The organism is Pseudomonas quebecensis (genome assembly GCF_026410085.1).
Taxonomy (GTDB): Bacteria; Pseudomonadota; Gammaproteobacteria; order Pseudomonadales; family Pseudomonadaceae; genus Aquipseudomonas; species Aquipseudomonas quebecensis.
Genome location: NZ_CP112866.1, coordinates 1621145 through 1645944, shown reverse-complemented (window position 1 = coordinate 1645944; position 24800 = coordinate 1621145). Strand labels below are relative to the sequence as shown.

Here is a 24800-nt window from a genome sequence, read left to right as displayed (position 1 = left end):
AGAACCAGCCCCATGCCCTTCAAATCCACCGCCCTCGCGACCCTCCTCACGGTAACTGCCAGCGCCGCCGCGTGCGCCCAGGAGCCGCTGCGCCTGGAAAACCTCAAGCGCTGCGGCAACCTGCTGGAGAACCGCCAACAGGACTGGTGCCTCAGCATACGTGGGCTGGGCGCCGCCACGCCGCAGCTGAAACTGGCGGGCAAGGCGCTGCCCGCGCCAGCCGTTGAGCGTGATGGCGACACCCTGCGCCTGCACCTCGACAGCAGCCACTACCAGAGCGGCCCGTTATGGCTGGAGGACGGCCCGCGCACCAGCAACGCAGCCTGGCTGACCCTGCGTCACAGCCACGTGGTGGCCGCACGACCCGATGAAGTGGCGAAGAACATGGACGGCCTGACCACCTATGTCGACCTGGTCAGCGTGCTGATCGAAGAAGACCAGAACGGGCGCCAGGAAGCCGAGCGTCTGGCGCGCAAGTATGGAGCGACGGTGGTCGGAGCCATCGCGCCGCTGAATGTCTACCAGCTGCGAGTGCCGGCCAAAGACCTGACGCAGCGTGACGCACTGGTGCTGCGCCTGGGCAGCGAGACCGGGGTGGATGCGGTGGTGATCGAAGAGTCCGGCGCCGAAGAGCAGGAACAGGCCGCGCCCCAGGCGAAACCGAACAAACCCGCGGCGGACTCCGACGAGTGGGCCGCCAACCGTTTTCTCGATGCGGTTGCCTACTATCAGCGACGCATTCCCGGTCACCACACACCGATTACGCCACAACCGATCCGCATCGGCGTGATCGAGCGCGGTGTGGATTTCGACACTGCGGACTTCGCCGACGACCTCGGCGCCTGTTCGCCCAAGCGCACCTGCGTCTACGCCCGCGACAGCACCAAGCCCGACAGCCATGGCACCACCGTGGCCGGCATCCTCGCAGCGCGCTGGGACAAGGGCGGCAACCGCGGGTTCCTGCGCGGCCTGGATAAGGCCAGCGGCGGCTTCGAGGTCATCGTCGACCGCAATTCCGACGCCGGCATCACTGCCAACATCGCAGCTTCAGTCAACCTGGTGGAGGACGGCGTGCGGGTGCTGAACTGGAGTTGGGGTATCCATCGCGTCGGCACCCAAGACGTCAATGGCAAGGAGGTCGATTCCCTGGTGCGCTCGGGAATCGCCATGGGCGGCTATGAGGAACTGCTGGAGGAGTTTTTCCTGTGGCTGCGCAAGGAGCATCCCGACGTGATCGTGGTGAACTCGGCCGGCAACGGCTCGTCATTCTCCGGCACCGATGACTACCGCCTGCCCTCCTCGTTCATCACCGAACAATTGCTGGTGGTGGGCGGGCATCAGCGCAGCGAACGCGCCGACGTGGCGGTGGATGACCCCGGCTATGCGGTCACGCGCACCTCTTCGAACGTCGACATGCGCGTCGACATCACCGCCGCCGCTTGCACCCACGCCTCGACCCCGGGCGCTGATGAGCAAGGCGCCGTGCATTGCGGCACCTCGTACGCGACGCCGATGGTCGCCGGCCTCGTGGCGGCGATGCTGTCGATCAACCCGCAGTTGCAGCCCGAGCAACTGCGCATGCTGCTGCGCCGCAGCGCCATGACCATCGGTGACAACCATGACTTCGAACGCAACGACGCCCAGGACCTCACCGCGCCGATCCTGCCCTCGGAGCGCAACTATCAGCTTAACGACAAAGATGTAGGACGCTCGGCCCGCCTGGACATGCAAAAGGCCCTGGACCTGGCGGTGCAAAGCCGAACGCGCGTGCGCTGAAGCGCCGGGCCTTCAAGCCCGGCGAACAGGCCATGGCAGCGGCACGGTCGACGCCACTGCCTCCGGCATCATGCGGTCATTTGGCGAACGCGTACTCGCCGCCCTGCTCCACCGCGTTGCGATAGGGCGGGCGCGCCTGCAGGCGCTGCAGCCACGCCGCCAGGTGCGGGTAGGCTTGCAACTTGCCCTGTGCCTGAGCGATTTCACCGATGAAACTCATCTGGATATCCGCGCCGCTGAAGTCTTCACCCACCAGGTAACGGGTGCGCTCCAGCACGTCGTTCAGGTAGCCGAGGTAGTTGGCCAGTTCCGATTCGATTCGCGGGTGCAACGGCGCGCCGGCATCGCCCAGGCGCCCCACATACAGGTTGAGCATCAATGGCAGCATCGCCGAGCCTTCGGCGAAGTGCAGCCACTGCACGTATTCGTCATAGGTGGCGCTGGCCGGATCGGGTTGCAGGCGGCCCTGGCCGTGACGGCGGATCAGGTAATCAACGATGGCGCCGGATTCGATCACCACATGCGGGCCGTCCTCGATGACTGGGGACTTGCCCAGCGGGTGGACCGCCTTGAGTTCAGGCGGCGCGAGGTTGGTCTTGGGGTCGCGCTGATAGCGCTTGATCTCGTAAGGCACGCCCAATTCTTCAAGCAGCCACAGGATGCGCTGGGAGCGCGAGTTGTTCAGGTGGTGGACAGTGATCATGCAAACTCCGCGAACGACAGTAGGTGTGTAGCAACAGACTACGCCAACGCGCCCGAGTGCCGTCTATTAAGCACCTGAATGAGGCGAGTGCAGCCGAGCCGTTTCGCCCTCAACCGTTGACCATCGCCCACAGCGAAGCGCCGACGCCGGTGATGCTTTCCCCGGCGATCAAGCCGGCTGCGGCGGTGATCGCGAAGCGTTCGGTGAGGCTCGGCCAACGGCAACTCATCAGCCAGGTGAGCACGGCGCCGAGGGCCATCATCAGCGACACTGACGCGGGCAGCACGAACGCCAGGCCCAACGCGGCGGCGCTGGGCAGGTAACGCGTACGGTGTGCCGGCAACGTGCTGTCCAGGAGGCCGAGCAGCACGCCGATCACGCCGCCCAACGCTATGGCCCAACGGATGCTGGCCGACAGCGAGTCCAGCCCATGGGTGAGGGTTTGCGCCACGGCCTTCCAGGTAGCGACGGCCGGCGCCGGCCACTGCTCGGTCAACAGCATGGTCTGCGGGTCGGGGATCAGCGCCAGGTAGGCAAATACGCCGACGATACTGCCGATAAAAATCCCCAGGATCTGCGCGATCACCTGCTTGTGCGGCGTGGCGCCAATCGCCTTGCCCACCTTGAAATCATTCATCAGGTCAGTGCACTGCCCGGCTGAACCACCGGCGGTGTTGGCACTCATCAGGTTGATCGGCACCTGGCCCGGCGCGACGATGCCAAAACTCAGCTGGGACAATTGCCCGATGGCGCCAATCGGCGGAATACCCGTGGCGCCCACAACCCGCGCGGCCACGGCGGCCAGGCAGATGGCCAACGGAATGGTCAGCAACGCCATCCACAGGTTGATGCCGAACAACAGCGCCTGCAGGCTGACCACCAAGGCAATCGCCAGCACGAATCCAGCGGCCGGACCGGGCTTGGGCACACGCCAAGCCTGCGCCCCGGTAGAGCGGCTGGACGCATATAGCGCCCACAACCGAATGGCCAGGGACGCCAAGGTCGAACACACCATCAGGCTCACGCCCGGCCACAACAGCCATTCCACCAGCGCGGCAAACTGCGGGCCGGTGCTGCCGGCGGGCAGCGTCACCAAGCCTTCGCCCAGCAGCCATGGCGCAAGCCCACCCCAGGCGAGCAAGGCGCCGAGCAATAGCGTCAGACCGACGCGAATGCCGATGATGCCGCCAAATCCCACCAGCAACAGCGAAGGGTCGGCAGTGAACGTCAGGCGCTCCAAGTGAGCGCTCGGCGACCAGCGCGGCAGCGCCCACAGGAACGTGTCGACCCACTTGACCAGCCCCGACAACACCGCCGCGCCCAGCAGTACTTTCAAGCGCGTCGCGGCCTCGCGGCCGTGGTTGTAGATGTGCAACAGGGTTTCCAGAGTGGCCATGCCTTCGGGGAATTTCAGCCCGTCGTCATTGAGCAACGAGGGCCGCAGGTACCAGGCGATCCAGATCCCCAGGAAACTCACCGAGAACACCCAGGCGATCATCGGCAACGCGTCCAACTGGTTACCGGTCAGCAAGGTATAAGCCGGGATCGGCGCCACCAGCCCGCCGGAGATGATCGACGCGGCGGCCGAGGCGACGGTCTGGTTGATATTGCTTTCATGCAACGTCCACGGCAGCCCCTGCGACGAACGCCGCGCCAGGCCTTGCCAGATCGCGTAGCCCACCAACAGGGCGATGATCGACATATTGAACGACCAGCCGATCTTCAGCCCGGCGTAGACATTGGAAGGCGTAAGCAGGATACCGAGCAGCGTGCCGGTGACGACGGCACGCAGGCTCAGCTCGCGTTGGATAGGGCCGTGCTCAGGGAGCGCTGGCGGGGTGGAAGGCATGCGGAGTCCTTTCAGCAAAAAAAGAGCGACCCAACAAGTGAGCACCCTCAGCCTCGAAGGTTCCTGAAACGACACCCGAACCTCTCTTTGTGCTGAGCGGACTTGCTGCTATGAACAGCCTTGTTGGATTGAGAGAGCTTGATGTGGTGAGCAGGCTTGATGTGGTGAGCGGGCTTGCTGTGGTGAGCAGGCTTGCCCTGCGCTGGGCTGCGAAGCAGCCCCAAAACCAGCGACGCGGTTTGTCTGGGTGAACGCGGTGGTCTTATGAGGGGCCGCTTCGCAGCCCAGCGCGGGGCAAGCCCGCTCACCACAGCAAGCCCCGCTCACCACGGAAGACGCTCTCGCCACAAATAAAACGTATGGACGCACACCCTCCCAGATGTTCCAAAGCCCGCTGAGATATCAGAGCCAGGCGGCGTCCCATAACGAAAAATCTCCGACCCGTTCCACCAGGCCGGCCCGCAGGGGATTGGCAATGATGTAGCGAGCCATCTTGCACACATCGTCCTGCGCACGTACCGCCCTGTCGTGATAACCGGGCTGCCAGACCCGCTCCTTGCTTTGGCGGCGTCGGTTGATGGTCAGCGTACTGCGCGACTTCACGCGCCTTATCACATCGGGCAAATTCCGTTGCTTCAACTCAAATAGCCAATGCACATGGTCTGGCATGATCACCCAGGCCATGGAATCGACCAGGCCCAGTTCATGCGCCTGCCGCAGCTCGATAACCAGCAGGCGACCCAGATAGAGGTCAGTAAATAAGGGGCGACGGTGATTCACGACGAAGGTCACCAGGTAGCTACGTCCATGTTCCGAATAGCGACCGTGACGCAGGCGATGGGATTGAGGTGTGGAGCGCATTGTGTGGCTCTATGTGACTGTTCTGAAGAGCTTTAACGCTAGCCCGAGATGAGTGACGAGCCCATGTCAGTTGATGACCGGATGTATCCAGACTTGCTCGCCTACAGCCCGGCAAGCTGGCCGTAAGCAGCGATGCCCTTTCTGGTGAGCAGACTCGTTGTGGTGAACGGGGCTTGCTGTGGTGAGCGGGCTTGCCCCGCGCTGGGCTGCGAAGCAGCCCCAAACCCAGGCACCTCGGAGTGTCAGATGAAACCACATTGTCTGGAGTGGGGCTGCTTCGCAGCCCAACGCAGGGCAAGCCTGCTCACCACAGCAAGCCCGCTCACCACAAAAGTCCCGTTCACCACAACGAGTCTGCTCACCACAGCAAGCCTAAAGCCCGCTCACTACACCCTAACAGCCGGCCGGCTCTGCGCTGGCCTGCGCCTTGTCTACCAGTCGCTGTACCCAGGCTGCATCCTGGGGGTTGATTACGCCGTAACGGTCCGGCGGGAAAAAGTGCCAGTGGTGCGCAAGCTCCGTGAGGCGCTTGTGTTCGTCGGCCGACAACCAGTACGTGGTGCGGGTCAACGGTATCGGTTCGCCATCGAAGCGGCGCCCGAGCATCACGTTGGTGCGGGGGGCGAAGGCCACGGCCAGGTTCTGGGCGGGGTGCAATTGTTTGTCGAGGGCTGGCATACATCCGACACGGTTGTAGGTGAAGTTGCCGGCGTATTCTTCCTTGAGCACCAGCCAGTGGCCCGCCGCCGTTGTGGCCACGATCCACTGGGAAACTCCGCTGCTCTGGGTACTGCTCCACTCGCCATCCTTCCACTGCGTCAGCGTGTTGCAGTCCGGGTCGAAGTCCGACACCCACAGACACGTACCCGCCACCAGCCTGTGGCGTTCCAGTTCCACCAGGCCCTGGCCCGGCATCGCCGCCCAGTAGCGTATGACCGGGTCGCGGCGGTCGCGCAGGTAGTTACGCAGCCCCCAGGCCACGATGACTGTGAGCGTCACCAGCACTTGCCAGCCAAAGGTATTGCCGACGATGCGATCAACCGCCAGTGTCGGCATGAACGTGGCGCTCAATAGCCACAAACCCGTCAGGAATACCAGGAACGGCAGGATCGCGCCCAAACACAGCGGCGCCATCAGCACCGTGAGCCAGTCAAAGCGTTGCCCGCGCGCGCGCTCGTAGGCCCACGCCTGCTCCTCAGCGAGCATCGGTGCCTCTTCGCGTGGGGCGATGTCGGGATCGGGAGTATGAAAGCGCCAGTAGCGCGTGTAGGGGTCTTCGTTCATGGCGCTCATCATGCCTTCCCCGCAGGGCCAGCGACACCGCTGATTACGTCGATCAACACAGGCATTGCTCCGACCGCGATACAGTCATACGATGACTGATCACAACCATAAAAATAAAGGATCACCTGTGAACACGCCCCTCCTCCTGGCTACTGCAGTTATCTGCGGCCTCAGCGCCCACGCCAACGCGGCTACCTTCGCCTATATTTCCAGCCCCGGTGACGGGCTGATCTCCCAATACAGCCTGAACGAAAGCAACGGCGCATTGAGCCTGGTGAGTCAGGTGGCCGCCGGCGATCAGGTCAACCCAATGGCCCTGAGCCCCAACGGCAAAACCTTGTATGCCGCGTTGCGGGTCAAGCCATTCCAGGTGCAGGCGTTCAACGTTGACCCCACCACCGGGCGCTTGAGCGCAAAAGCCCAAGCGCCGCTGGCCGAAAGCATGGCGTACCTGGCCACCGACCGCACCGGGCGTTACCTGCTCGCCGCCTCGTATGGCGCCGACACCCTCAGCGTGCAGCCCGTCGATAAGGCCGAGCCGATCCTCACCTACAAGACGGGCCTGCACGCGCACTCCCTGCGCACCGACCCGAGCAATCGCTTTGCCTACGCGGGCAACCTGGGCACGGACCAGGTGCTGCAATACCGTTTCGATGCCGACACCGGCGCCCTCAGCCCCATCGGCAGCGGCTACGTGAGCGTGCCGGCCAATACCGGGCCTCGGCACCTGGCGTTTTCTACCGATGGCAAATTTTTGTACGTGGTGGGCGAAATGAGCGGCACCGTCACCGCGTTCGCCATCGACCACAGCAGCGGCGGGCTGACCCGGATCGGCGTAGCCAATGGCATCCCCGCACGCTTGAAACTGGCGCCCGGCCAGGTGCGGGACGCCCGCAACAACGACTTGAAAGACGACCCTACACCGCGAATCTGGGCGGCCGACCTGCGTTTGTCGCCCGATGGCAAGCTGCTGTTGATGAGCGAGCGCACCAGCAGTTCGGTGTCGGCATTTGCGGTGGACACAGGCACCGGCGAGCTGCGTTTCCTGGACAACTACCCGGTCGAAGAAAAACAGCCGCGCAACATCGCGTTCTCGCCGAACGGGAAATGGCTGCTGGTCACGGGTGAAAAAAGCCAGAAGGTCGGCACCTATGCGGTAAGCCCAGGCGGTGCGCTGAAACGCGTGGGCGAAGCCCCATCGGGCAAAGGGGCATTGTGGATCGAGGTGTTGAGCCCTTCGGCGCACTGACTTCCAGGTCTGAGCACACTTCAAGGGGGAAGGAGCAAGCCCCCTCCCCCTTGGTTCAGCTCAGGCGGAACCGCGCCGTGTTATCGCTCAGGGCCTGGCTGCCTCTGCTCAGGGTGTCCGCCGCGCGGTTCACCGCACGGGCGCCATCGAGCAAGCGCCCGGCGGCCTGGTCGACCTGCTGGATATTGCCGCTCACTTCATCCGCCGTAGTCGCTTGTTCCTCTACCGCCGTGGCGATTTGCGCCAGGGTGTCGGTGACGTTCTGTACCGCGCCGGCGATCTCGCCCAGCCGCACGCCAAGCCCGGTGACCGACTCGGCGTCGGTCAACGCTTGTTCGCACGCGGCGCCCATCAGGGTGACCGCCTGGGTCACGGTAGCGCGCAGGCTGTCCACCGTGCCGGCGATCTGCGCCGTCGAGGCCTGGGTGCGTTGCGACAGGCTGCGCACTTCATCGGCCACCACCGCAAAGCCGCGCCCTTGCTCGCCCGCACGCGCGGCTTCGATGGCGGCGTTGAGCGCCAGCAGGTTGGTCTGCTCGGCGATACCGCGGATGGTGTCGACCACCGATTGAATCTGCTGGCCTTGGTCGCTCACTTGCTGCAAGGCTGCGGCCGTGTCGGTCAGGCGCTGGTTGAGTTGCTGGATGCTGGCCGTGGTGCGTTCGCTGTCGCGGCTGCTGTCCTCGGCGATGCGTCGGGTTTGCTGGGCGCTGTCCGAGGCCTGTTCGCAACTTCTGGCGACGCCCATGGAAGTGGCGGCCAACTGCGTGGCAGCGGCAGCGATCTGGCTGATCTGGTGTTGCTGGTCTTCGACTTCGTTGAGGGTGCTGCCCGATTGAGCGTTGAGGGTGATCACGGCCGAACCCAACTGCTGGGTTTCGTGATTGACCCCCAACAGGCTGGTACGCAGCTGCATCACCGCCACGTTCAATGCCGTGCTGATAGCCGCCAGTTCGTCGCGCCCCTGCACGGCCACTTCCACGCACAAGTTGCCGTCGCGCAGCGATTCGGCCAGGGTGGTGATACCGCTGGCGCTGCGTCGGATAGACGCTTGCAGGCTCATAAACAGGTACAGCGCCGCCAGGGCCAGCAGGCCGAACGTCGCCGCCACCGGGATAAATTGCTGGAGTGAGCGGTCGTGGTAATACGCCAGGCGGGCATCCAGGGAATTGAGCGACTGGTTGCGCAGTGCACCCAGGCTGCCGAGCATGGCGTCGACACTGCGGTCGAAGGCGGCGGTGTCGAGCTTGATGGTGCCGCCAAATACACCGTCGTCCAGCACTTTGAGTTCGCTATCGAGCACCTGCAGGCTGTTGTCGTACTGCGCGGTCCACGGTTCCATGCCCGCGTAGGGCTTGGCCTTGAGCGATACCGCGGCCTTGATCAACTGGTCCCGCGCATCGCCGATGCGGCTGCGCAGGTCACGCATCTGCAGGCGGCTCTGCAAGGTGAACTGCCCCGACGCGATGGACGACTGGCCGATACCCGCCATGCGGCCGATGCGCTCGATCAGGTCGGGCGTCTGCTGCGTGGCGATCTGCATCGTCAGGTAGGTTTCCATCCACGGGTCGAGGATCAGGCCGGCATCCAGTGCGATCTGCTCGCGCAACGCCTGCATGGCGCCGAGCGCCGATGTGAAGCGTTCGTAGCCGTCCGGCCACCAGCCCACGGTGCGCAGGGATTGGCTGTCCAGGCCCTTGACCGCGCCCTGCAAGGTGTCGAAGCGCGCCTGGATGTCCGCGCTGGCGTTCTGCGCCTTGAGTGTTTCGCCCAGTGTTTGCAGGCTTTGCTGGATCGGTGAGTAGTTGGCATCCACGGCGGCCATGGCGGCTTTCGCGGCGGGCGTGGGCTCGCGCAGCAAATCGACGGCCTTCCAGCGCGCGGCCAGGTTGCGCTGGGCGGTCAATTGCGCGTCCAGGCTGTCGAGCGCCAGCAACTGGCTGACGCCGGAGCGCTCGCTGGATATCACGTTTAATTTGTCCCGGTAATCCTGACCGATCATCCACAGGCTACCCGCCAGGGGCAGCATGAACAGCAAAAACAGAATCTGGAATTTACGCGCGAAACCGAAACGTCCGAGCAGGCGGATACCGGGTGATAACAAGCTGTGCATGTCCGACTACTCCCTCAAACCACCCACGCGATGCAACGCTGGGCGAAGCCTTAAAATGACTAACGGCAAAATGCCATGTCATTGATTATTCTGGGACTAGCAAGATACGGGCCGTCGACCCACAGCCCCGAAACAGGGCGGGTGATGTACAAAAATGCGCCGTAGCGTGCTCGAAAATGGGGCAAAAGCACTCAATCCTGGCAGTGACGGTGTAACCGCCGGGGACGGCCGGCACAAGGATGTTTGAACGAGCACGCGCTGCAAACATCCGCCGTTACACGCAGGCTATCGGCTGCGTACCGCCCAAACTTGAAGGCGTGGTAAAGCGTATTTAACCCAGCAGTTCACGGATCCATCGCACCTGCAGGGCGATTTGCGCGTGCTTGCCGTGCAGTGCGCCCTGCTCCGACTGTTCAAGGCCGGCCAGAACCTTTTGCTTCAGACGCAACGCCCGTTGCCACTTGGCCAAAAACACCGGGCTGCGCGCCTGCATCTGCAGCGGGCCGAAGTACAGTTGTTCGGCGCTGTAGGCCACCGGCTCGGCGCGTTCGGCGACGATGATTTCGTAGTAGAAGCGGTTCTCGTGCAACAGCTCTTCGCAAAGGATCGTGTAACCGTTATCCATCAACCAACGCCGCAGCGGCGGTTCGCCGCCATTGGGTTGCAGGATCAGGCGTTCGCGGCCGCTCAAGCGGGCCTTGCCGCTTTCCAGAATGTCGCGAATCGTCTCGCCACCCATGCCGCACAGGCTGATCGCGGTGATGCCGTCGGCCGGTTCGATGGCGGCCAGGCCGTCGGCCTGGCGCACCGTGACGCGCCCTTGCAGGCGGTTATCGCGCACGGTGCGTTGGGCTGCCTGGAACGGTGTACTTGCCACCTCCCCCGCGACGGCCGCGCTGATTGCGCCACGGCGTAGCAAAGCGACCGGCAGGTACGCGTGGTCTGAGCCGATGTCGGCCAGGCGCGCGGCCAAGGGCACGTGCGCCGCCACGCGCTCCAGGCGCCTGGATAAAGTGTGTTCGTTCAACTGAAGAGTCCTATGCGCGCGTTCGAGCGCCTTACTCGCCGGAAAACCGGTCCCGGCTGTTGGTCAAGTGCAGCACCATGGCGGCGCGGGCGGCGTCGGCGTCCTGGCGTTTGATCGCGTTAAAAATCGCCTCATGCTCCAGGTGTGCCAACTGCCCCAGTCTGGCGAAGTCCGCGCCGCCGCGCTCGGCGCCCTTGACCAGGCTGCGCGGAATCATGGCGTTGCCCAGGTGCTGCATGATCTCGGTGAAAAAAGTATTGCCGGTGGCTTCGGCAATCAACAGGTGGAAGCGTTTGTCTTCTTCCACACAACTGTCGTTGTTGGCCAGGGACGCCTGGTAGTCATCCAGGGCCTGGCGCATGGGAGCCAGTTGCGCATCGCAGCGACGCACGGCAGCCAACGCTACCGCCTGCACCTCCAGGCCCAGGCGCAATTCCAGCATGTTGCGCACGCTGGCCACTGTGTCCACGTGCAGACGCAAGCCAGGCTGGGGGCGTGCCTCCAGCACAAACGTGCCGATGCCGTGACGCGTCTGCACCAGCCCCGAGGCCTGCAATTTGGAAATGGCTTCGCGCACCACCGTGCGGCTCACGCCGTGCTCAAGCACGATGGTGGATTCGGACGGCAGCTTTTCACCCGGCTTTAACTGCCCCAGCAGAATGCGTTGGGTCAAGTCGTCGACCACGCCTTGGGCCAGGTTGGTGGAGCGCTTGTGAACGGCGGCTGGTGGTTGGATGGGCATTGCGACGGGTCCACGGGGTTGGGCTGGGAAGGAGCTTAACATTCCGTCCGGGCGGGTTGGCATACGAATCCGGAAAAGCTTAGCTTGTATGACAACCAACCAGATTGGGGCTTTTTCCTGCCGTACCTTTTTTGATCAGCGTCTCTCTCAACCCCCGCTAAAAAAGCTTAATAAACGTCGCTATACAACCAATTTACAGGCTATACGGCAGGCCTTATGAAATAAAAAATGCGTAACCACATTGCGAATTCCAGAAATCGACTTGTATGATGTCTATCAACTAAAACCCACATAAAAATAAACAGGGGGAGTCTTGAATGGTTAACAATTCAAGCCATGCAGCCGTTGCCTCAGAACGCAGTCCGGTCCTCGCGCGCGCCGTGAGCAAAGTGAAGAGCCATGTGCTCCCACTGTTCGTGGTCATGTTCATCCTCAACTACATCGACCGGGTCAATATCGGCTTCGTGCGCACGCACATGGAGCATGACCTGGGTATCGGCGCGGCGGCCTATGGCTTTGGCGCCGGGTTGTTTTTCATCGGTTATGCCCTGTTCGAAGTGCCCTCCAATATGCTGCTGCAAAAGGTCGGCGCGCGTATCTGGCTGACCCGCATCATGTTCACCTGGGGCCTTGTCGCCACGCTGATGGCGTTTATCCAGAACGAAACCCACTTTTATATCCTGCGCTTTCTGCTGGGGGTGGCCGAAGCCGGTTTCTTCCCGGGGGTGATCTACTACTTCACGCGGTGGTTGCCGGGTGTGGAGCGCGGTAAGGCCATCGCGATTTTCCTCAGCGGTTCGGCCGTGGCTTCACTGATCTCCGGCCCGCTGTCGGGCGCGCTGCTGCAGATCGAAGGGTTTGGCCTGCACGGCTGGCAGTGGATGTTCGCCATCGAAGGCCTGGCCTCGGTCGCCATCGGGTTCTTCGTGTGGTTCTGGCTCGACTCCAAGCCTCACGACGCCAAATGGATGACCCGCGAAGAACAGGACGCGCTGGTGGACGCCATCGACCAGGAACAACGCGAGCGCGAGGCGCTCACCAGCGTCAAGCCGACCCTCGGCAAGCTGCTCAAGGACCGCCAGATCCTGCTGTTCTGTGCGTTGTACTTCTGTATCCAGTTGACCATTTACGCCGCGACCTTCTGGCTGCCGAGCATCATCAAGAAGATGGGCGACCTCAGCGATGTGCAGGTGGGTTTCTTTAATTCGATCCCGTGGCTGATCTCGATCATCGCCATGTATGCCTTCGCCTCGCTGTCGGGCAGGTTCAAGTTCCAGCAGGCCTGGGTGGCAGCGGCGTTGTTGATTGCGGCGGCAGGCATGTTCATGTCCACCACCGGCGGGCCGATCTTCGCCTTTGTGGCGATCTGCTTCGCGGCGATTGGTTTCAAGTCGGCGTCCTCGCTGTTCTGGCCGATCCCCCAGGGCTATCTGGATGTGCGCATCGCCGCCGCGGTGATCGCGCTGATCAACTCCATCGGCAACCTGGGCGGTTTCGTTGCGCCGACCACCTTCGGGTTTCTGGAGCAAACCACCGGTTCGATCCAGGGCGGCCTCTACGGCCTGGCGGGCACTTCGGTGCTGGCTGCCCTCCTGGTGTTCTTCGCCAAGACCGCGCCCTCCTCCACCTTGAGCGCACCTGGCGCCGTGCCCAGCGCCGCGCTCGGCAAACCTCTTTAAGCTCACTCAGGAATCTGCCATGACTACGCCAATCGTCACTCACTTCCAAGTCATCCCCGTGGCCGGCCACGACAGCATGCTGCTCAACCTGAGCGGCGCCCACGGGCCGTTCTTTACGCGCAATATCGTGATCCTCAAGGACAGCAGCGGCCGCACCGGCGTGGGCGAAGTGCCCGGCGGCGAACGCATCCGCGAAACCCTGGAAGACGCGCGCAGCCTGGTGATCGGCCAACCCATCGGCCAGTACCAGCGCGTCCTCAACCAGATGCGCAGCACCTTCGCCTCGCGGGATGCGGCCGGGCGTGGCCTGCAGACCTTTGACCTGCGCATCACCATCCACGCGGTTACCGCCATGGAAGCCGCTCTGCTCGACCTGCTGGGGCAGTTTCTCGAAGTGCCGGTGGCCGCGTTGCTCGGCGAAGGGCAGCAGCGCGACGCGGTGAAAATGCTCGGTTACCTGTTCTATGTCGGCGACCGCACAGCCACCGACCTGGCCTACCGCAATGAGGCCGACAGCGACGATGACTGGTTCCGCCTGCGCCATGAAACAGCCCTGACCGCCGAAGCCGTGGTGCGCCTGGCCGAAGCGGCCCAGGCCAAATATGGCTTCAATGACTTCAAGCTCAAGGGCGGCGTGCTGAGCGGCGATGCGGAAATCGAAGCGGTCACCGCACTGGCCGAACGCTTCCCCGAGGCGCGCATCACCCTCGACCCCAACGGCGCCTGGTCGCTGAAAGAAGCCATTCGCCTATGCCGCGACCAGCACCACGTACTGGCCTACGCCGAGGACCCGTGCGGCGCGGAGCATGGCTACTCAGGCCGCGAAGTCATGGCCGAATTCCGCCGTGCCACCGGGCTCAAGACCGCCACCAACATGATCGCCACCGACTGGCGCGAGATGGGCCACGCGATCCAGCTGCAATCGGTGGACATCCCCCTGGCCGACCCGCACTTCTGGACGATGCAAGGCTCGGTGCGTGTGGCGCAGATGTGCCACGAGTGGGGCCTGACCTGGGGTTCGCACTCCAACAACCACTTCGATATTTCCCTGGCGATGTTCACCCAAGTGGCTGCCGCCGCACCGGGCGACATCACCGCCATCGACACCCACTGGATCTGGCAGGACGGCCAGCGCCTGACCCGCGAACCGCTGAAAATCGAAGGGGGTTACGTGAAGGTGCCGGCCAAGCCCGGCCTGGGGGTGGACATCGACATGGACGCCGTGGCCCACGCCCACGAACTGTACAAAGGCATGGGCCTCGGCGCGCGGGATGATAGCGTGGCGATGCAGTTCCTGATTCCGGGGTGGCGGTTTGATAATAAGCAGCCTTGCCTGGTGCGCTGAAGCCTTCAGGTAAAGCGGATAAATGTGGAAGGGGCGGTGCGACGATTCGACTTGCCTCCGATAGACACAGGTATCCACACAAGTCTTAAAGGCTGACACATAAACCTGTGAGCGGGCTCGCTGTGGTGAGCGGGCTTGCTGTGGTGAGCGGGCTTGCCCCGCGCTGGGCTGCGAAGCAGCCCCATTCCAGGCGATGTGATTTCAGCTGACACTCCGAGGTGCCTGGGTGTGGGGCCGCTTCGCAGCCCAGCGCAGGACAAGCCTGCTCACCACAGAGTTCGCGGCCTCTCCCCAGCGCTACTCACGCTTAGCCCCGCTTGGGCAACGTCCAATTTGGCCGGATGAAGTGGCACGTATACCCATTGGGTAGGCGCTCCAGGTAATCCTGATGCTCCGGTTCCGCCTCCCAGAACTCGCGAGCGGGCTCTATCTGCGTGACCACAGGCCCCGGCCACAGCTTGGAGGCATCCACGTCAGCCGCGGTGTCTTCGGCAATCTCCCGTTGCTGCTCGCTCAGGTAGTAAATCGCCGAACGATAGCTTGGCCCCAGATCATTGCCCTGCCGGTTCGGCGTGCTGGGGTCATGGATCTGGAAAAAGAACTCAAGAATCTGCCGGTAGGTGATCACCGCCGGGTCAAACACGATTTCAATCGCTTCGGCATGGTTGCCATGGTTGCGGTAGGTGGCATTCGGCACATCGCCGCCGGTGTAGCCGACGCGCGTGTGCAGCACGCCGGGGTAGCGTCGCAGCAGGTCCTGCATGCCCCAGAAGCAGCCGCCGGCGAGGATGGCGGTTTCGGTTGGATTGGTCATGGTGTGTCCTTGCGCTTGGTGGATATGGGGTAGTTATGGGGTGATGTTGCGCAATACCAAGCTGGATCGCGGAAAAACGACCGCCGGGCCACTACTCGCCTGCCGTATCGCTCTGGGCCGCGTTGGCCTGCAGGATGATATAGGCGCTGCGGTTGCCGCGACCCTGTCCGATGACATGGCCTGGGCTGATCGGACGACGTTGGATATCTCAGGTGGGCAGTTTTTTGTAGCCTGCGTTGTATGGGCTCATTTTTAACCCAATCCGTTGAAGCCCACGACGGTACGCCGCAGGCCTTGAGGCTCAGCAGGCCAATGTGCGGAGCGATGGGCTGTTCTGGTCAGGGTGGACATGTACTCAGGGTTTGAGATGTCTCATTAACTTGAAAAGATGTCCTGCCCAAGTCCATCGTGTCGCAGTGTTGCCGCGCGTATCTGCGAGAGCTTCAAGGACGCTATGCCGGGTCGCTTCACCGACGGAGGCATCCAACTGCACTGACTGATCGTCAGACGGCGGCCCTGGCTGGCTCATGTGGCCAGTAACCGGGTCTATCGTATAGCCTTCGGCCTTACCTTTGTCTGTAAGGGTCCATACACCATTGACGCAGCCGCTGAGGGCTTGGGAAGGTGGCAGCCTGTCAGATTTGTCCGTAGTTCGGACGATGTAGTCCTCGATTCTGATGTTTCTGTCGAAGGTGGCGAACTCGTTGCCCAACGGCGGTTGCAGGTCACCCTCACTGGAGAATTTGTTCACCATTTTCTCCAAGAACGGTATGCCGCCTATATTGGAAAACGCACCTTGTTCGGGTCGCAGGATATGGCGCAAAAAGCCTGGATCGATGCGGGTACTGTTGATCGCTGAACCATTCAGGATGCGTGCGGCAATGGCTTTATCTTCCTCTTTGAAGTCGAAGATCACCCGATAGCCCTGCGCATCGTAGCTGGGGCCATCCATTAATTGACGACCGTCGCTGAAGTGACGATAAGTACCGAGAATCCCGGCCAATCGATCAACGTAGCTCAGGTCCACCCCCTCCGCCTGTGCATAGGCATACATATCCGCAAACAGGGCTCGATCGTTATGATTAAGAAAAAGGTTGGCGTTTTGAGCACCGTTTTCACTGGTATGGGGGGGCTTAGCCACAGGCGGCTCGTATGGGGTACCAAACAAACGCTTAATCATGAGCTCGCGCTCGCTGGCGGGCGTTGACTTCTTAACGACAGCGGCCGATGGCGCGATTGATTGCAGCTCATCCCAAGCAGCGCGTCGCTCGTTAACGGTGAAGGGGCCGCCGTCATCGTGGGCAATCAGGATCAGTTGATCGCGTGCGATGCCTTTGAATGGGTTGGTATCAGATCCGTTGGCGAAGCCTGTCGCTTGGCGAGCGCGTGCCAGAAGTTCCGGGTTATCGGTATCGGGAACCTCCGCATCGTGCTGTGCTTTTTTGACGAGATACTGCTCGCTGACGATCGGGCCGAGCAAAACGTCGTTATTCTGATCACCACGAGTGTGTGCACGCGTTGCCGCCTCACTTAACTGACGAGCCAGGATCGAGACGGAACTGGAAGTAACGCTGCCGTGAGAGGTGACCATGGTTTGCTTCTCATCATTTGGTGACGCTGCCGCCAACGTCGTAGCGCTGGTAGAACTATGTACCAAAGGACTGTAAGACGACGAGGAAGAAGCATTGAGAATGACCATGAGCACGTACTCCGTGTAAGAAGACAGTAACGGCTACATCCACTTTGTTTTTTAAGGGAGGAACTCTCTTAAGTGAAAAGCGGCGAATCCATCATCGCTTGATCACTACCTGTACCGAAATGTCACTGAGTCGACACCAGCAGGCTGTATATAACGCGGTGTACCGCCATACACCCTGTGATAGATAGTGACATAGGCACCATGATCGAAAGCTTGAGCATTAAAGTCAAAAAGCGTTCCGGATGAATTAGGATAAATTGCTCTACAGCTCTCCTCAGCGCTGTAAGGCCGCGTGTAGCACAATTTAACTTCCTCCCCGAACCCTTGAGGATAGTAGGTTGTGCTCCACTGGATTTCCATTAGTTACTTTTGATCAGCGAAGACGGCGGCAGGTATATCTGCAGTAAACACATGCAATCTCGCGAATCCAACGCCTGCTACAGTATCGGAATTGGATAATACCAGTATGGGATTGGGGGCCTTAATCTTTGTGATGGACCTTTCTTGCGCAATAGAGCCACTGGCAAAAAACACCCAAAAAAACAAGTAACAGCTCCTGCCCCTTATAATTCCTGGCAATGCATTCAAGCTCATCATGACCGCCACCTCAGACTTAATAATAATTAAATATTTTCAGATAAATCCACCATTAGAATCACGCCACCACCCTTGCACGATTTATTAACGAAGAACAGCCATGCACTTCCTAAAATCCGGAAGGACAGGTCTGTCATTCGCAAAAGTAGGAACTTGTAAGTAACTTCCTAGTCCCGCACCTGCTCCCGCTCGAACGCCCTTCATGCGTTCAGCTTAAATCCACAGCGAAGGCGCATAGCTAATAAATTTGGGCAGTGCAAGCCAATTGGTTCGAAGCTAAACCAACTGGCGGACCCCCAGAGACAAAATCAAACCACCGCATAGTCGATCAATTATTTTTTTCCGCCGTTGATACCCCGAAGCAATCTTAGGGTGCGAAAGCGCGATTGCGACCATTCCATACCAGGTCATTGAAACCACTACCACAACTGCCAACATCGAAAAAAACGTGGCTGGCGAAACATGGGCGGGGGCGGCGGCAGAAAAGACAGCGGCGTAGAAGGCCATGGACTTGGGGTTGCCAATGTTAGTAATCACCCCCTGAATAAAAGACTGCCGGTGACTACCGGCAACGGCATCATTTAGCGCGCCAAGTGCATTCTTCCCCGCGTTGATCAGCAGTCGAAGCCCAAACCACATGAGGTAGGCGGCCCCTAGAACCTTTACAACAAAGGCAGCCCAAGGGAACGCAGCAAATACAATCCCCAGACCCGCGATTGCACAGGTAGACCAGAACAAGTTGACCACTACGATACCCGCTACCAGGGCCAGCGCTTCTGACCGTGTAGTAGCCACCGCTTTATGGACCACTGCGACGAAATTTGGGCCGGGGGTAACGACACCGGCCAGGTAAACCAAAAAGACTGTCAAGACAGCGGAACCATCGATCATGTGCTTGCTCGCGAGTGGTGTGGGCGGTGTCATCAGGGAAACGAGTCAGGACGCTTATGGGGTCCACCTCCATTGAGATAATAGTTTTACACAGCGTTCAGAAGTTCCGGTTTTTTTACACGCGCTGAGCCGAGGGCAGCCGCTCATGGGCAACTGCCTCCGAACCCAGGTATACCTTGCTACCAACGCTGATCAGTGTGGGCTGGCGGTGGGACGCACCACAATCTCACTTACATCCACATCGTCGGGCTGTTCAATGGCATAGCCAATCTGGGCAGTTCTACATTGCATCATCGTTTCAAGGCAGTGACGGCCATGAGTCCGCTGCAGTATCAAAAACAACTGCGCCTGCAGGAAGCCCGCCGCCTGTTGCCCGGCGAAGGGCTGGATGTGGCGAGTGCCTGCTATCGAGTAGGCTACGAAAGCCCTTCGCAATTCAGCCGGGAATACAGCCGTCAGTTTGGGTGTCCGCCATCAAGAGATACCAACCGAGTTCGGCACCCTGTGTGAGAGTCCAAGCGCTTGCCTGGGCGTTGCATGAATTCATGTTTGACCCCATCAGGGCGTGAAGCTTGCGACGCGAGATACATGACGGCCCCTGGCGTGCTGCATCACCGGTACAAGTCCTACAAGCAGCCTGTGCGCCTTGCTCCGTTGCCTACAGTTGCGTCAGAATCCGCCGGCTTGTGCGCTTGAGTGAGCGTCTCTAAGGTGGCCCGGTCGCTGACAACTCAGTGATCGGGTTTAGTAGCCCGTGGTCGAATTTCGCTTAGTGCACAAGCTTCATCCACCAGACTTCCGGTCTGTGCTTGATGGTGGCTGTGCGCAGGGCACCTTCGGGTGCGCCGGCTTTGCGGAATTCCCCGGTCTACTAACCTGCGTACAGCTGCCACCCTTTCGTTTAGTAGCGAAACGGTGTCGGCCCTGACAGGGAAATTCCGTTATGTACAAAGTCACGCCTAACCCTCCGAACAGTCCTGACCTGAAACTGAATCAGGCGGCGCATCGTGCGATTGATCACTACCTCAACGCGGGCGCCGAACCGCCACAACCGCCTCCTCCACCTTCGACCACGCTATTCAACGTTGCTGACGATGCCAGCAGCGAAGTGCTGCTCGTCAATAGCTATGAAACCTTTTCGTCGGTCACCGCGTTGCTGCTTGACCTGTCGGATGAATTGACAGGAAAGCAGCGGGATGTGGCGTTGGCGATTCATCAGCTGAGTGAACTGGGGGTGTTGTTGGTCGATAAATTGATGGCGCGGGAGGGGGCTGGAGCAGGCAGCTAACCATCGGCTCGATAGAACCCTGAGTCTTCGTGACTTATTTTATGAAGACTCGGCGGTTTTCTTTTGGGAATAAATAGATTTGCTTCTAACCTGACTTAATCCGAGGTGTGATTGGCTGCTTCCGGCCGATTCTGTTGAAAAAGTCGAATGATAATTCCACAGCGGAAAAGTACGCGCCTGAGAGTGAAATCTGAATTTTTGGCAGTAGGTTCAGGACTCAGATTTCACGTAGCAGCGTGCAAAAGAGATCTTTTCACCCATCAGTATTCGAACGTTTTGGGCAAGGCGACTTTTTCAACATAATTGGCCGATAACTGACATTCTGATTGGAAAGGCCGAGCTGGAATGGCTGATAGGCAGCCAGTACGCTTGAGTCCCTCTAGTGATAGCCATGGCGTTTTCATCGTACTGATAGTCGCCGTAATTACACTCCAAGATCTGCTCTATATTGGGTTCAAAGTTAATAGCCATCAATCGTCCTTAGAGCTGGATCGCTGCCAGAATTCATGATGCTAGGCGCGAAGGAGCGCTGGGCATATCCATGCGATGGCTTGCTGCGAAGGCTACGTGAGCGAGTGACGCCCGATTAGCGCCCCATGAGTGGGTAGTGCTCGATGCGACACGGATGCGGGTGGCCGTCGCCCTTGCAAATTCCATCCAGATACCGGTAGTCAATCCGCACCGACTGGCCTTTTCGAGGCCATTGCCGACGCGGGAGGGTGTTCTGGTAATCGGTGGTTTCCGGGGTGAAGGTGAGCGTCGAGCCTTGCTGGGGACATTGCGTGGTGGGGGTGGTCGGGGCGACCTTGAGGATCCGCCCCTGCAGCTGTGGGTACGGTTGTTTCAAGACGTTGACGATCTGCACGTCCAGCCGGCAAATCTGCCAGCTCGCCGCGTGGACGGGGCTGCACAGGGTGGTGAGCGCAAGGGCCAGCGCTGCGTATGTTTTCATGGGTTAAATGTCCAGATCCTTGGAACAAGCAACCTGGCAAGGCCCTGAACTTCCGTCAGCTTCTGGCTGACTTAGTCCTTGGCGCCGGGTCAGTTGGGGAGTGGCAGCACTATGCCAATTACCCAGCGGCCAATACAAGTCTTATGACTTTAATGTTCCCCTGTGGCGAGGGAGCATGCTCCCGCTGGGCTTAGAGGGTCTTCAATACCCCCCAGTGAACTGGACCGCGAGAAGGGGCCTATAGGGATATAGGTGTAAGCAATAAGCCAGAATGACTTTAGATATACAGTCGCATGCTGTGAGCCTTGACTATCGGGCTGAACCAGAACCGCGCCGGCGGTCCGCTTTTGGCCGAAAGCCCCCTCACCGCGTCCTTCCGTCGCACCCCACCGCCTCACCCTCCAGCCCCCACCCAACCCGCCGATAACCCTACTAACCGCATGCCCCCCGCATCCCCATTCGACCGAGCCCCACCCCATGAATCCACTCGCCCTTCTGAAAAAATCCCGGCCCGCTCGCCAAGGCACCACCACCCTCACCTGTACCGCCAGCGACCTGGACGCCGCTTTAGCCGCCCAGCGCATCACGCCCACGCTGATCACCGGTTTCATCTCGCCGCACCTGGACATCGACGCCATCGCCGCCAAGCTCAAACGCCGGTTCCCGCACGCTACCATCAGCCTTTGCACCACCTCCGGCGAGCTCTGCAATGCGCCCAATTCGCTGTATTGCGCCACCGGCGAGCGCTGGGATCGGATTGTGTTGCAGTTGTTCGACGACAGTGTGATCGCCTCGGCCGAGGTGGTGATGGTGCCGTTGGAGTGCGAGGACATTCGCAGCGGTGGCAAGCGCCTGGGCATGCAGGAGCGAATTGCCAAGTTGGTGGCCAATATCAAGCGTGTGCAGGTGCGCACCTCGATCGATCATCGCGATACGCTGGCGTATGTGGTGTTCGATGGGCTGTCGGCGTCGGAGTCGTTTTTTATGGAGGCGTTGTATGAGTCGGGGCGGTTCCCGTGTTTGTTTGTAGGGGGATCGGCCGGGGGTAAGTCGGATTTCCAGAAGACGCTGATTCATGACGGCCAGCGCAGCTATCAGAACCATGCACAGATTGTGTTCCTGAAGACGGCGGCGCATGTGCGATTTGGGGTGTTCAAGAGCCAGAACTTTAAACCGGCGGATTTGACCTTCAGCGTGCTGACTGCTTCGGTGGAGGACCGCACCATTGACCAGGTCATCGACAGCGCGGGCAACATCAAAAGCATGGTGCAGGCGCTGTGTGATGCCTTCAATTGCACGCCCCAGGCGCTGGAGCCGAAGCTGGCGGATTATTCGTTTGCCATCCGCGTGGGCAGTGAGTTGTTTGTGCGCTCCATCGCGCGCATCGACTATGAGCAGCAGATCGTGCAGCTGTTCTGCGACGTGGCGCCGGGCGAAGAGTTGGTGATGGTGCGGCGTACACCATTGCGCGAGGCGACGCGCCGGGACTATGAACAATTCCTACGCGGCAAGGGCGGCCAACCGGTGGCGGGCATCTTGAATGACTGCATCTTGCGGCGGCTGAACAATGGCGCCGAACTGGGCAGCATGGCCGGCACGTTCGGCGATGTGCCGCTGGCGGGGTTCTCCACCTTTGGCGAAATCCTGGGTTTGAACCTTAACCAGACACTGACGGCGATTTTCTTTTTCCGGGTGGGCAAAGGCGCAAGTTTCAGGGACGAGTACGTGGACAATTTCATCGCCCATTACGGCGAGTTCAAGGCATTTTTCTTACGTCGGCAGGTGAAGAAGCTGGCGGGATTGAACCATGTAGTGGTCAAGCAGATTGCCGCGTTCAAAAACAACGACTTTGCTAACACCCTTAATACCCGCGGGCTGGATCGCAATATCCTGCCGGTGTTCGAGGGACTAGCGGACTTGGGTATGGTGCTGGCCCAGGCAGAGCGCCAGCAGGAAGACATCGCAGCGCAACTCAAGCATTACTCGGGCGAGTTGCACGCGTCGATGGATGAATTGGTGGGGACCATCGACCAGCAGAACGCGGTGTCGGCCCAGGCCGGGTCCACGGTGGAAGGCTTGTCCAGCCAGGCGGATGTGGCGGTGGAAGGGGCGCGTACGCTGGCGGGGTCGAGTTTGCGTATTCAGTCGATCGTGCAGGTGATTCAACAGATCGCCGGGCAAACCAACCTGCTGGCGCTCAACGCGGCCATTGAAGCGGCACGCGCCGGTGACCTGGGCAGGGGGTTTGCGGTGGTGGCGGACGAAGTGCGCAAACTGGCGGAAATCACCCGTAAGAATGCGGCGGAAATCGGCGTGGATATTGACCTGCTGTCCAGTGAGATCCAGCGCGTTGCCCAACAGATCGAAGACCAATCCACCGGGGTCGGCGCGCTGCGCGAGATGCTCGATGCGCTTGAAGCGTCGAGCCGCGCCACTGAGGGCACGGCGCAGCGGACCAAGACGATTGCGGATACGTTGACGGGGCTGACGCATGCGTAGGGGCAAACCGCGCCGCCGGGGCTGTAACGCTCGTTCGCTGCTAGCCACCGCAGCGCTCGGCTGATGCACCGTTTCACGGTTTTAAACTTTTGATCAGGTTGAACACATTGCCGGCCCAGAACCAACGCTTGGTCGGCGTTTCGCGGTTGCCTGAAAGGGCCTCAAGCAGGGTGCGGTCACGCGCTGCGCCTGTGGCAAGGCCAGGCTCTGAGCGCTGCGGACCAGCAAGATCAGAAGGCTCGACTGGCTTAATTAGCCGGCCAGTGATTTTGTCCATCGTATAGCCTTCTGCTTTGCCGTGTTCGGTGACTGTCCAGACGCCATTGAGTTTCTCCACTACAGGTTTGAAGGGCGGCAGTCGTATGTTCTTGTTGGTGGTTTGGACAATATGGTCCTCAATCCTGATTTTCTTTAAGGTGGAAAACTCGCTGCCGAGAGGGGGCTGATCAGCGCCTTCACTGGAGAATTTTTTCACCATTTTTTCCAGGAACGGTACGCCGCCGATGTTGCTGAACGCACCTTGGGCGGGATGCAGGATGTACTGCAAAAAGCCTTGATCGAAACGCGTGCTTTTGATTGCCGTGCCGTTCAGGACGCTTGAAGCAATGGCGGCGTCTTCCGGCTTGAAATCGAACGTCACCTGATACCCTTCCCCGTCATAGCGAACGTTACTCCCTGCAAGTTGACGGCCATCGCTGTAGTGACGATAGGTGCCTATTTCAAATGCCAAGTGATCGACGAAACGCAAGTCAGCACCCTGCGCTGCCGCGTAAGCGTACATGTCCGAAATCAAGGCTCGATCCTCACGGTTCAGGAAATCGGCATGGTTCTGAGTGCCGTTTTCCCGGGTGGCAGGAGGCAAGGCGACCGGCGGTTCAACCCCTCTGTACAAGCGCGCAATCAAGAGGTCACGCCCATGAGCAGGTGTCGGTTCAGAGTGGTTGTCTAACTTGGGGGCCGTTGCTTGCAACTCTTCCCACGCTGAACGCCGTTCATTGAGGGTGAAAGAACCGCTATCGTCCCCAGCAATCAGGCTCAGCTGATCGCGCGCAAGCCCTTTGAAAGGGTTGCTGTCAGTACCGTCGACGAAACCATTAGCCTGCCGTGCGCGAGCCAGGAGTTCCGGGTTATCGGTGTTGGGAGGCACTGCACCGTAGTGCGCTTTGTTGACGATGTAGTTGTCGCCGGTAATCGCGTGGAACGAGTCTTCGTTCTTCGAACGCAGGCGGCTTCCAGCGCGTATTGCCGCTTCGCTCAATTGGCGAGCCAGTAGTGAGACGGTACTGTTCGTCACTTCACGCGTCGTTGATGCCGTTGCGAGGGTTTCATCCTTATCAGACGAAACCGACAACACGGATGTGGCAGCGACAGTACTATTTATCGGCGCATGACTATTAAATGAAGATGCATGAGAATTAACAGTAATCATGAG

At 60.4% G+C, this 24800-nt stretch carries 18 protein-coding genes and 2 pseudogenes; 7 read left to right on the top strand and 13 right to left on the bottom strand.

Translation table 11 applies throughout. The annotated features are described in order from the left end of the window. Positions 1-12 precede the first annotated feature (12 nt). Positions 13-1776 carry a S8/S53 family peptidase gene (locus OSC50_RS07690; RefSeq protein WP_266246196.1) on the top strand — a complete coding sequence of 588 codons (1764 nt, stop codon included), beginning with the start codon at positions 13-15 and terminating at the stop codon, positions 1774-1776. Positions 1777-1852: 76 nt separating this feature from the next. On the opposite strand, the gene OSC50_RS07685 is transcribed toward OSC50_RS07690, so the two are convergent. The 4 genes from OSC50_RS07685 to OSC50_RS07670 all read right to left on the bottom strand — a co-directional run bounded on the left by OSC50_RS07685 (position 1853) and on the right by OSC50_RS07670 (position 6473). Continuing rightward, positions 1853-2479 carry a glutathione S-transferase family protein gene (locus OSC50_RS07685; protein ID WP_266246198.1) on the bottom strand — a complete coding sequence of 209 codons (627 nt, stop codon included), beginning with the start codon at positions 2477-2479 and terminating at the stop codon, positions 1853-1855. Between the two features lie 109 nt (positions 2480-2588). After that, positions 2589-4328: an OPT family oligopeptide transporter gene (locus OSC50_RS07680; RefSeq protein ID WP_266246199.1), complete on the bottom strand. Its 1740-nt coding sequence runs from the start codon at positions 4326-4328 to the stop codon at positions 2589-2591. Between the two features lie 402 nt (positions 4329-4730). Beyond that, positions 4731-5189, bottom strand: a complete 459-nt coding sequence (locus OSC50_RS07675; RefSeq protein WP_181081478.1) for an REP-associated tyrosine transposase — start codon at positions 5187-5189, stop codon at positions 4731-4733. A 393-nt stretch (positions 5190-5582) separates the two neighbouring features. Beyond that, the gene (locus OSC50_RS07670; protein WP_266246200.1) at positions 5583-6473 is read right to left on the bottom strand and encodes a hypothetical protein; all 891 of its coding nucleotides are present in this window, start codon (positions 6471-6473) and stop codon (positions 5583-5585) included. Positions 6474-6600: 127 nt separating this feature from the next. On the opposite strand from OSC50_RS07670, the gene OSC50_RS07665 reads away from it, so the two are divergent. Further along, on the top strand, positions 6601-7722 hold the full coding sequence (locus OSC50_RS07665) for a lactonase family protein (RefSeq protein WP_409567595.1): 1122 nt from the start codon (positions 6601-6603) through the stop codon (positions 7720-7722). Positions 7723-7777: 55 nt separating this feature from the next. On the opposite strand, the gene OSC50_RS07660 is transcribed toward OSC50_RS07665, so the two are convergent. From OSC50_RS07660 to OSC50_RS07650, 3 genes are all read right to left on the bottom strand, one after another. Further along, entirely contained in the window at positions 7778-9835 is a 2058-nt protein-coding gene (locus tag OSC50_RS07660) for a methyl-accepting chemotaxis protein (protein ID WP_253508614.1), read from the bottom strand. A 331-nt stretch (positions 9836-10166) separates the two neighbouring features. Then, positions 10167-10862: a tRNA (adenine(22)-N(1))-methyltransferase gene (locus OSC50_RS07655; protein ID WP_266246202.1), complete on the bottom strand. Its 696-nt coding sequence runs from the start codon at positions 10860-10862 to the stop codon at positions 10167-10169. Between the two features lie 31 nt (positions 10863-10893). After that, positions 10894-11604, bottom strand: a complete 711-nt coding sequence (locus OSC50_RS07650; RefSeq protein ID WP_181081474.1) for a FadR/GntR family transcriptional regulator — start codon at positions 11602-11604, stop codon at positions 10894-10896. Positions 11605-11921: 317 nt separating this feature from the next. On the opposite strand from OSC50_RS07650, the gene OSC50_RS07645 reads away from it, so the two are divergent. Continuing rightward, a complete protein-coding gene (locus OSC50_RS07645; RefSeq protein ID WP_266246204.1) occupies positions 11922-13283 on the top strand; it encodes an MFS transporter in 1362 nt (453 codons plus the stop codon). 19 nt (positions 13284-13302) lie between these two features. Further along, positions 13303-14628 (top strand): glucarate dehydratase, encoded by a 1326-nt coding sequence (gudD, locus tag OSC50_RS07640; protein WP_266246206.1) that lies wholly within the window; start codon positions 13303-13305, stop codon positions 14626-14628. A 307-nt stretch (positions 14629-14935) separates the two neighbouring features. On the opposite strand, the gene msrA is transcribed toward gudD, so the two are convergent. From msrA to OSC50_RS07620, 4 genes and pseudogenes are all read right to left on the bottom strand, one after another. After that, entirely contained in the window at positions 14936-15442 is a 507-nt protein-coding gene (msrA, locus tag OSC50_RS07635; RefSeq protein ID WP_253508621.1) for a peptide-methionine (S)-S-oxide reductase MsrA, read from the bottom strand. Between the two features lie 355 nt (positions 15443-15797). Further along, positions 15798-17141 carry a hypothetical protein gene (locus OSC50_RS07630; protein WP_181081921.1) on the bottom strand — a complete coding sequence of 448 codons (1344 nt, stop codon included), beginning with the start codon at positions 17139-17141 and terminating at the stop codon, positions 15798-15800. An 873-nt stretch (positions 17142-18014) separates the two neighbouring features. Beyond that, positions 18015-18629 (bottom strand): LysE family translocator, encoded by a 615-nt coding sequence (locus OSC50_RS07625; protein ID WP_181081920.1) that lies wholly within the window; start codon positions 18627-18629, stop codon positions 18015-18017. Positions 18630-18821: 192 nt separating this feature from the next. Further along, a pseudogene (locus tag OSC50_RS07620) lies at positions 18822-18899 on the bottom strand (oxidoreductase); the annotation flags it as partial. On the opposite strand from OSC50_RS07620, the pseudogene OSC50_RS07615 reads away from it, so the two are divergent. Both OSC50_RS07615 and OSC50_RS07610 read left to right on the top strand, forming a co-directional pair. Beyond that, positions 18891-19139: pseudogene (locus OSC50_RS07615) on the top strand (helix-turn-helix domain-containing protein); the annotation flags it as partial. The pseudogenes OSC50_RS07620 and OSC50_RS07615 overlap by 9 nt on opposite strands. Positions 19140-19572: 433 nt before the next feature. Further along, entirely contained in the window at positions 19573-19917 is a 345-nt protein-coding gene (locus OSC50_RS07610) for a DUF6124 family protein (protein ID WP_266246209.1), read from the top strand. A 586-nt stretch (positions 19918-20503) separates the two neighbouring features. Here the strand turns inward: OSC50_RS07610 and OSC50_RS07605 are convergent. Further along, entirely contained in the window at positions 20504-20869 is a 366-nt protein-coding gene (locus tag OSC50_RS07605) for a hypothetical protein (RefSeq protein WP_266246210.1), read from the bottom strand. Between the two features lie 477 nt (positions 20870-21346). Here OSC50_RS07605 and OSC50_RS07600 point away from each other — a divergent pair, with 477 nt between their 5' ends. Then, positions 21347-23368: an FIST N-terminal domain-containing protein gene (locus OSC50_RS07600; protein ID WP_266246212.1), complete on the top strand. Its 2022-nt coding sequence runs from the start codon at positions 21347-21349 to the stop codon at positions 23366-23368. Between the two features lie 73 nt (positions 23369-23441). Here the strand turns inward: OSC50_RS07600 and OSC50_RS07595 are convergent, their stop codons facing one another. Beyond that, the gene (locus tag OSC50_RS07595; protein ID WP_266246213.1) at positions 23442-24797 is read right to left on the bottom strand and encodes a hypothetical protein; all 1356 of its coding nucleotides are present in this window, start codon (positions 24795-24797) and stop codon (positions 23442-23444) included. Positions 24798-24800 lie beyond the last annotated feature (3 nt).

Coding starts and splice junctions, on each gene's coding strand:
- OSC50_RS07690 (WP_266246196.1), top strand. CDS start 13: ATGCCCTTCAAATCCACCGCCCTCGCGACCCTCCTCACGGTAACTGCC.
- OSC50_RS07685 (WP_266246198.1), bottom strand. CDS start 2,479: ATGATCACTGTCCACCACCTGAACAACTCGCGCTCCCAGCGCATCCTG.
- OSC50_RS07680 (WP_266246199.1), bottom strand. CDS start 4,328: ATGCCTTCCACCCCGCCAGCGCTCCCTGAGCACGGCCCTATCCAACGC.
- OSC50_RS07675 (WP_181081478.1), bottom strand. CDS start 5,189: ATGCGCTCCACACCTCAATCCCATCGCCTGCGTCACGGTCGCTATTCG.
- OSC50_RS07670 (WP_266246200.1), bottom strand. CDS start 6,473: ATGAACGAAGACCCCTACACGCGCTACTGGCGCTTTCATACTCCCGAT.
- OSC50_RS07660 (WP_253508614.1), bottom strand. CDS start 9,835: ATGCACAGCTTGTTATCACCCGGTATCCGCCTGCTCGGACGTTTCGGT.
- OSC50_RS07650 (WP_181081474.1), bottom strand. CDS start 11,604: ATGCCCATCCAACCACCAGCCGCCGTTCACAAGCGCTCCACCAACCTG.
- OSC50_RS07645 (WP_266246204.1), top strand. CDS start 11,922: ATGGTTAACAATTCAAGCCATGCAGCCGTTGCCTCAGAACGCAGTCCG.
- gudD (WP_266246206.1), top strand. CDS start 13,303: ATGACTACGCCAATCGTCACTCACTTCCAAGTCATCCCCGTGGCCGGC.
- msrA (WP_253508621.1), bottom strand. CDS start 15,442: ATGACCAATCCAACCGAAACCGCCATCCTCGCCGGCGGCTGCTTCTGG.
- OSC50_RS07630 (WP_181081921.1), bottom strand. CDS start 17,141: ATGGTCATTCTCAATGCTTCTTCCTCGTCGTCTTACAGTCCTTTGGTA.
- OSC50_RS07625 (WP_181081920.1), bottom strand. CDS start 18,629: ATGATCGATGGTTCCGCTGTCTTGACAGTCTTTTTGGTTTACCTGGCC.
- OSC50_RS07610 (WP_266246209.1), top strand. CDS start 19,573: ATGTACAAAGTCACGCCTAACCCTCCGAACAGTCCTGACCTGAAACTG.
- OSC50_RS07605 (WP_266246210.1), bottom strand. CDS start 20,869: ATGAAAACATACGCAGCGCTGGCCCTTGCGCTCACCACCCTGTGCAGC.
- OSC50_RS07600 (WP_266246212.1), top strand. CDS start 21,347: ATGAATCCACTCGCCCTTCTGAAAAAATCCCGGCCCGCTCGCCAAGGC.
- OSC50_RS07595 (WP_266246213.1), bottom strand. CDS start 24,797: ATGATTACTGTTAATTCTCATGCATCTTCATTTAATAGTCATGCGCCG.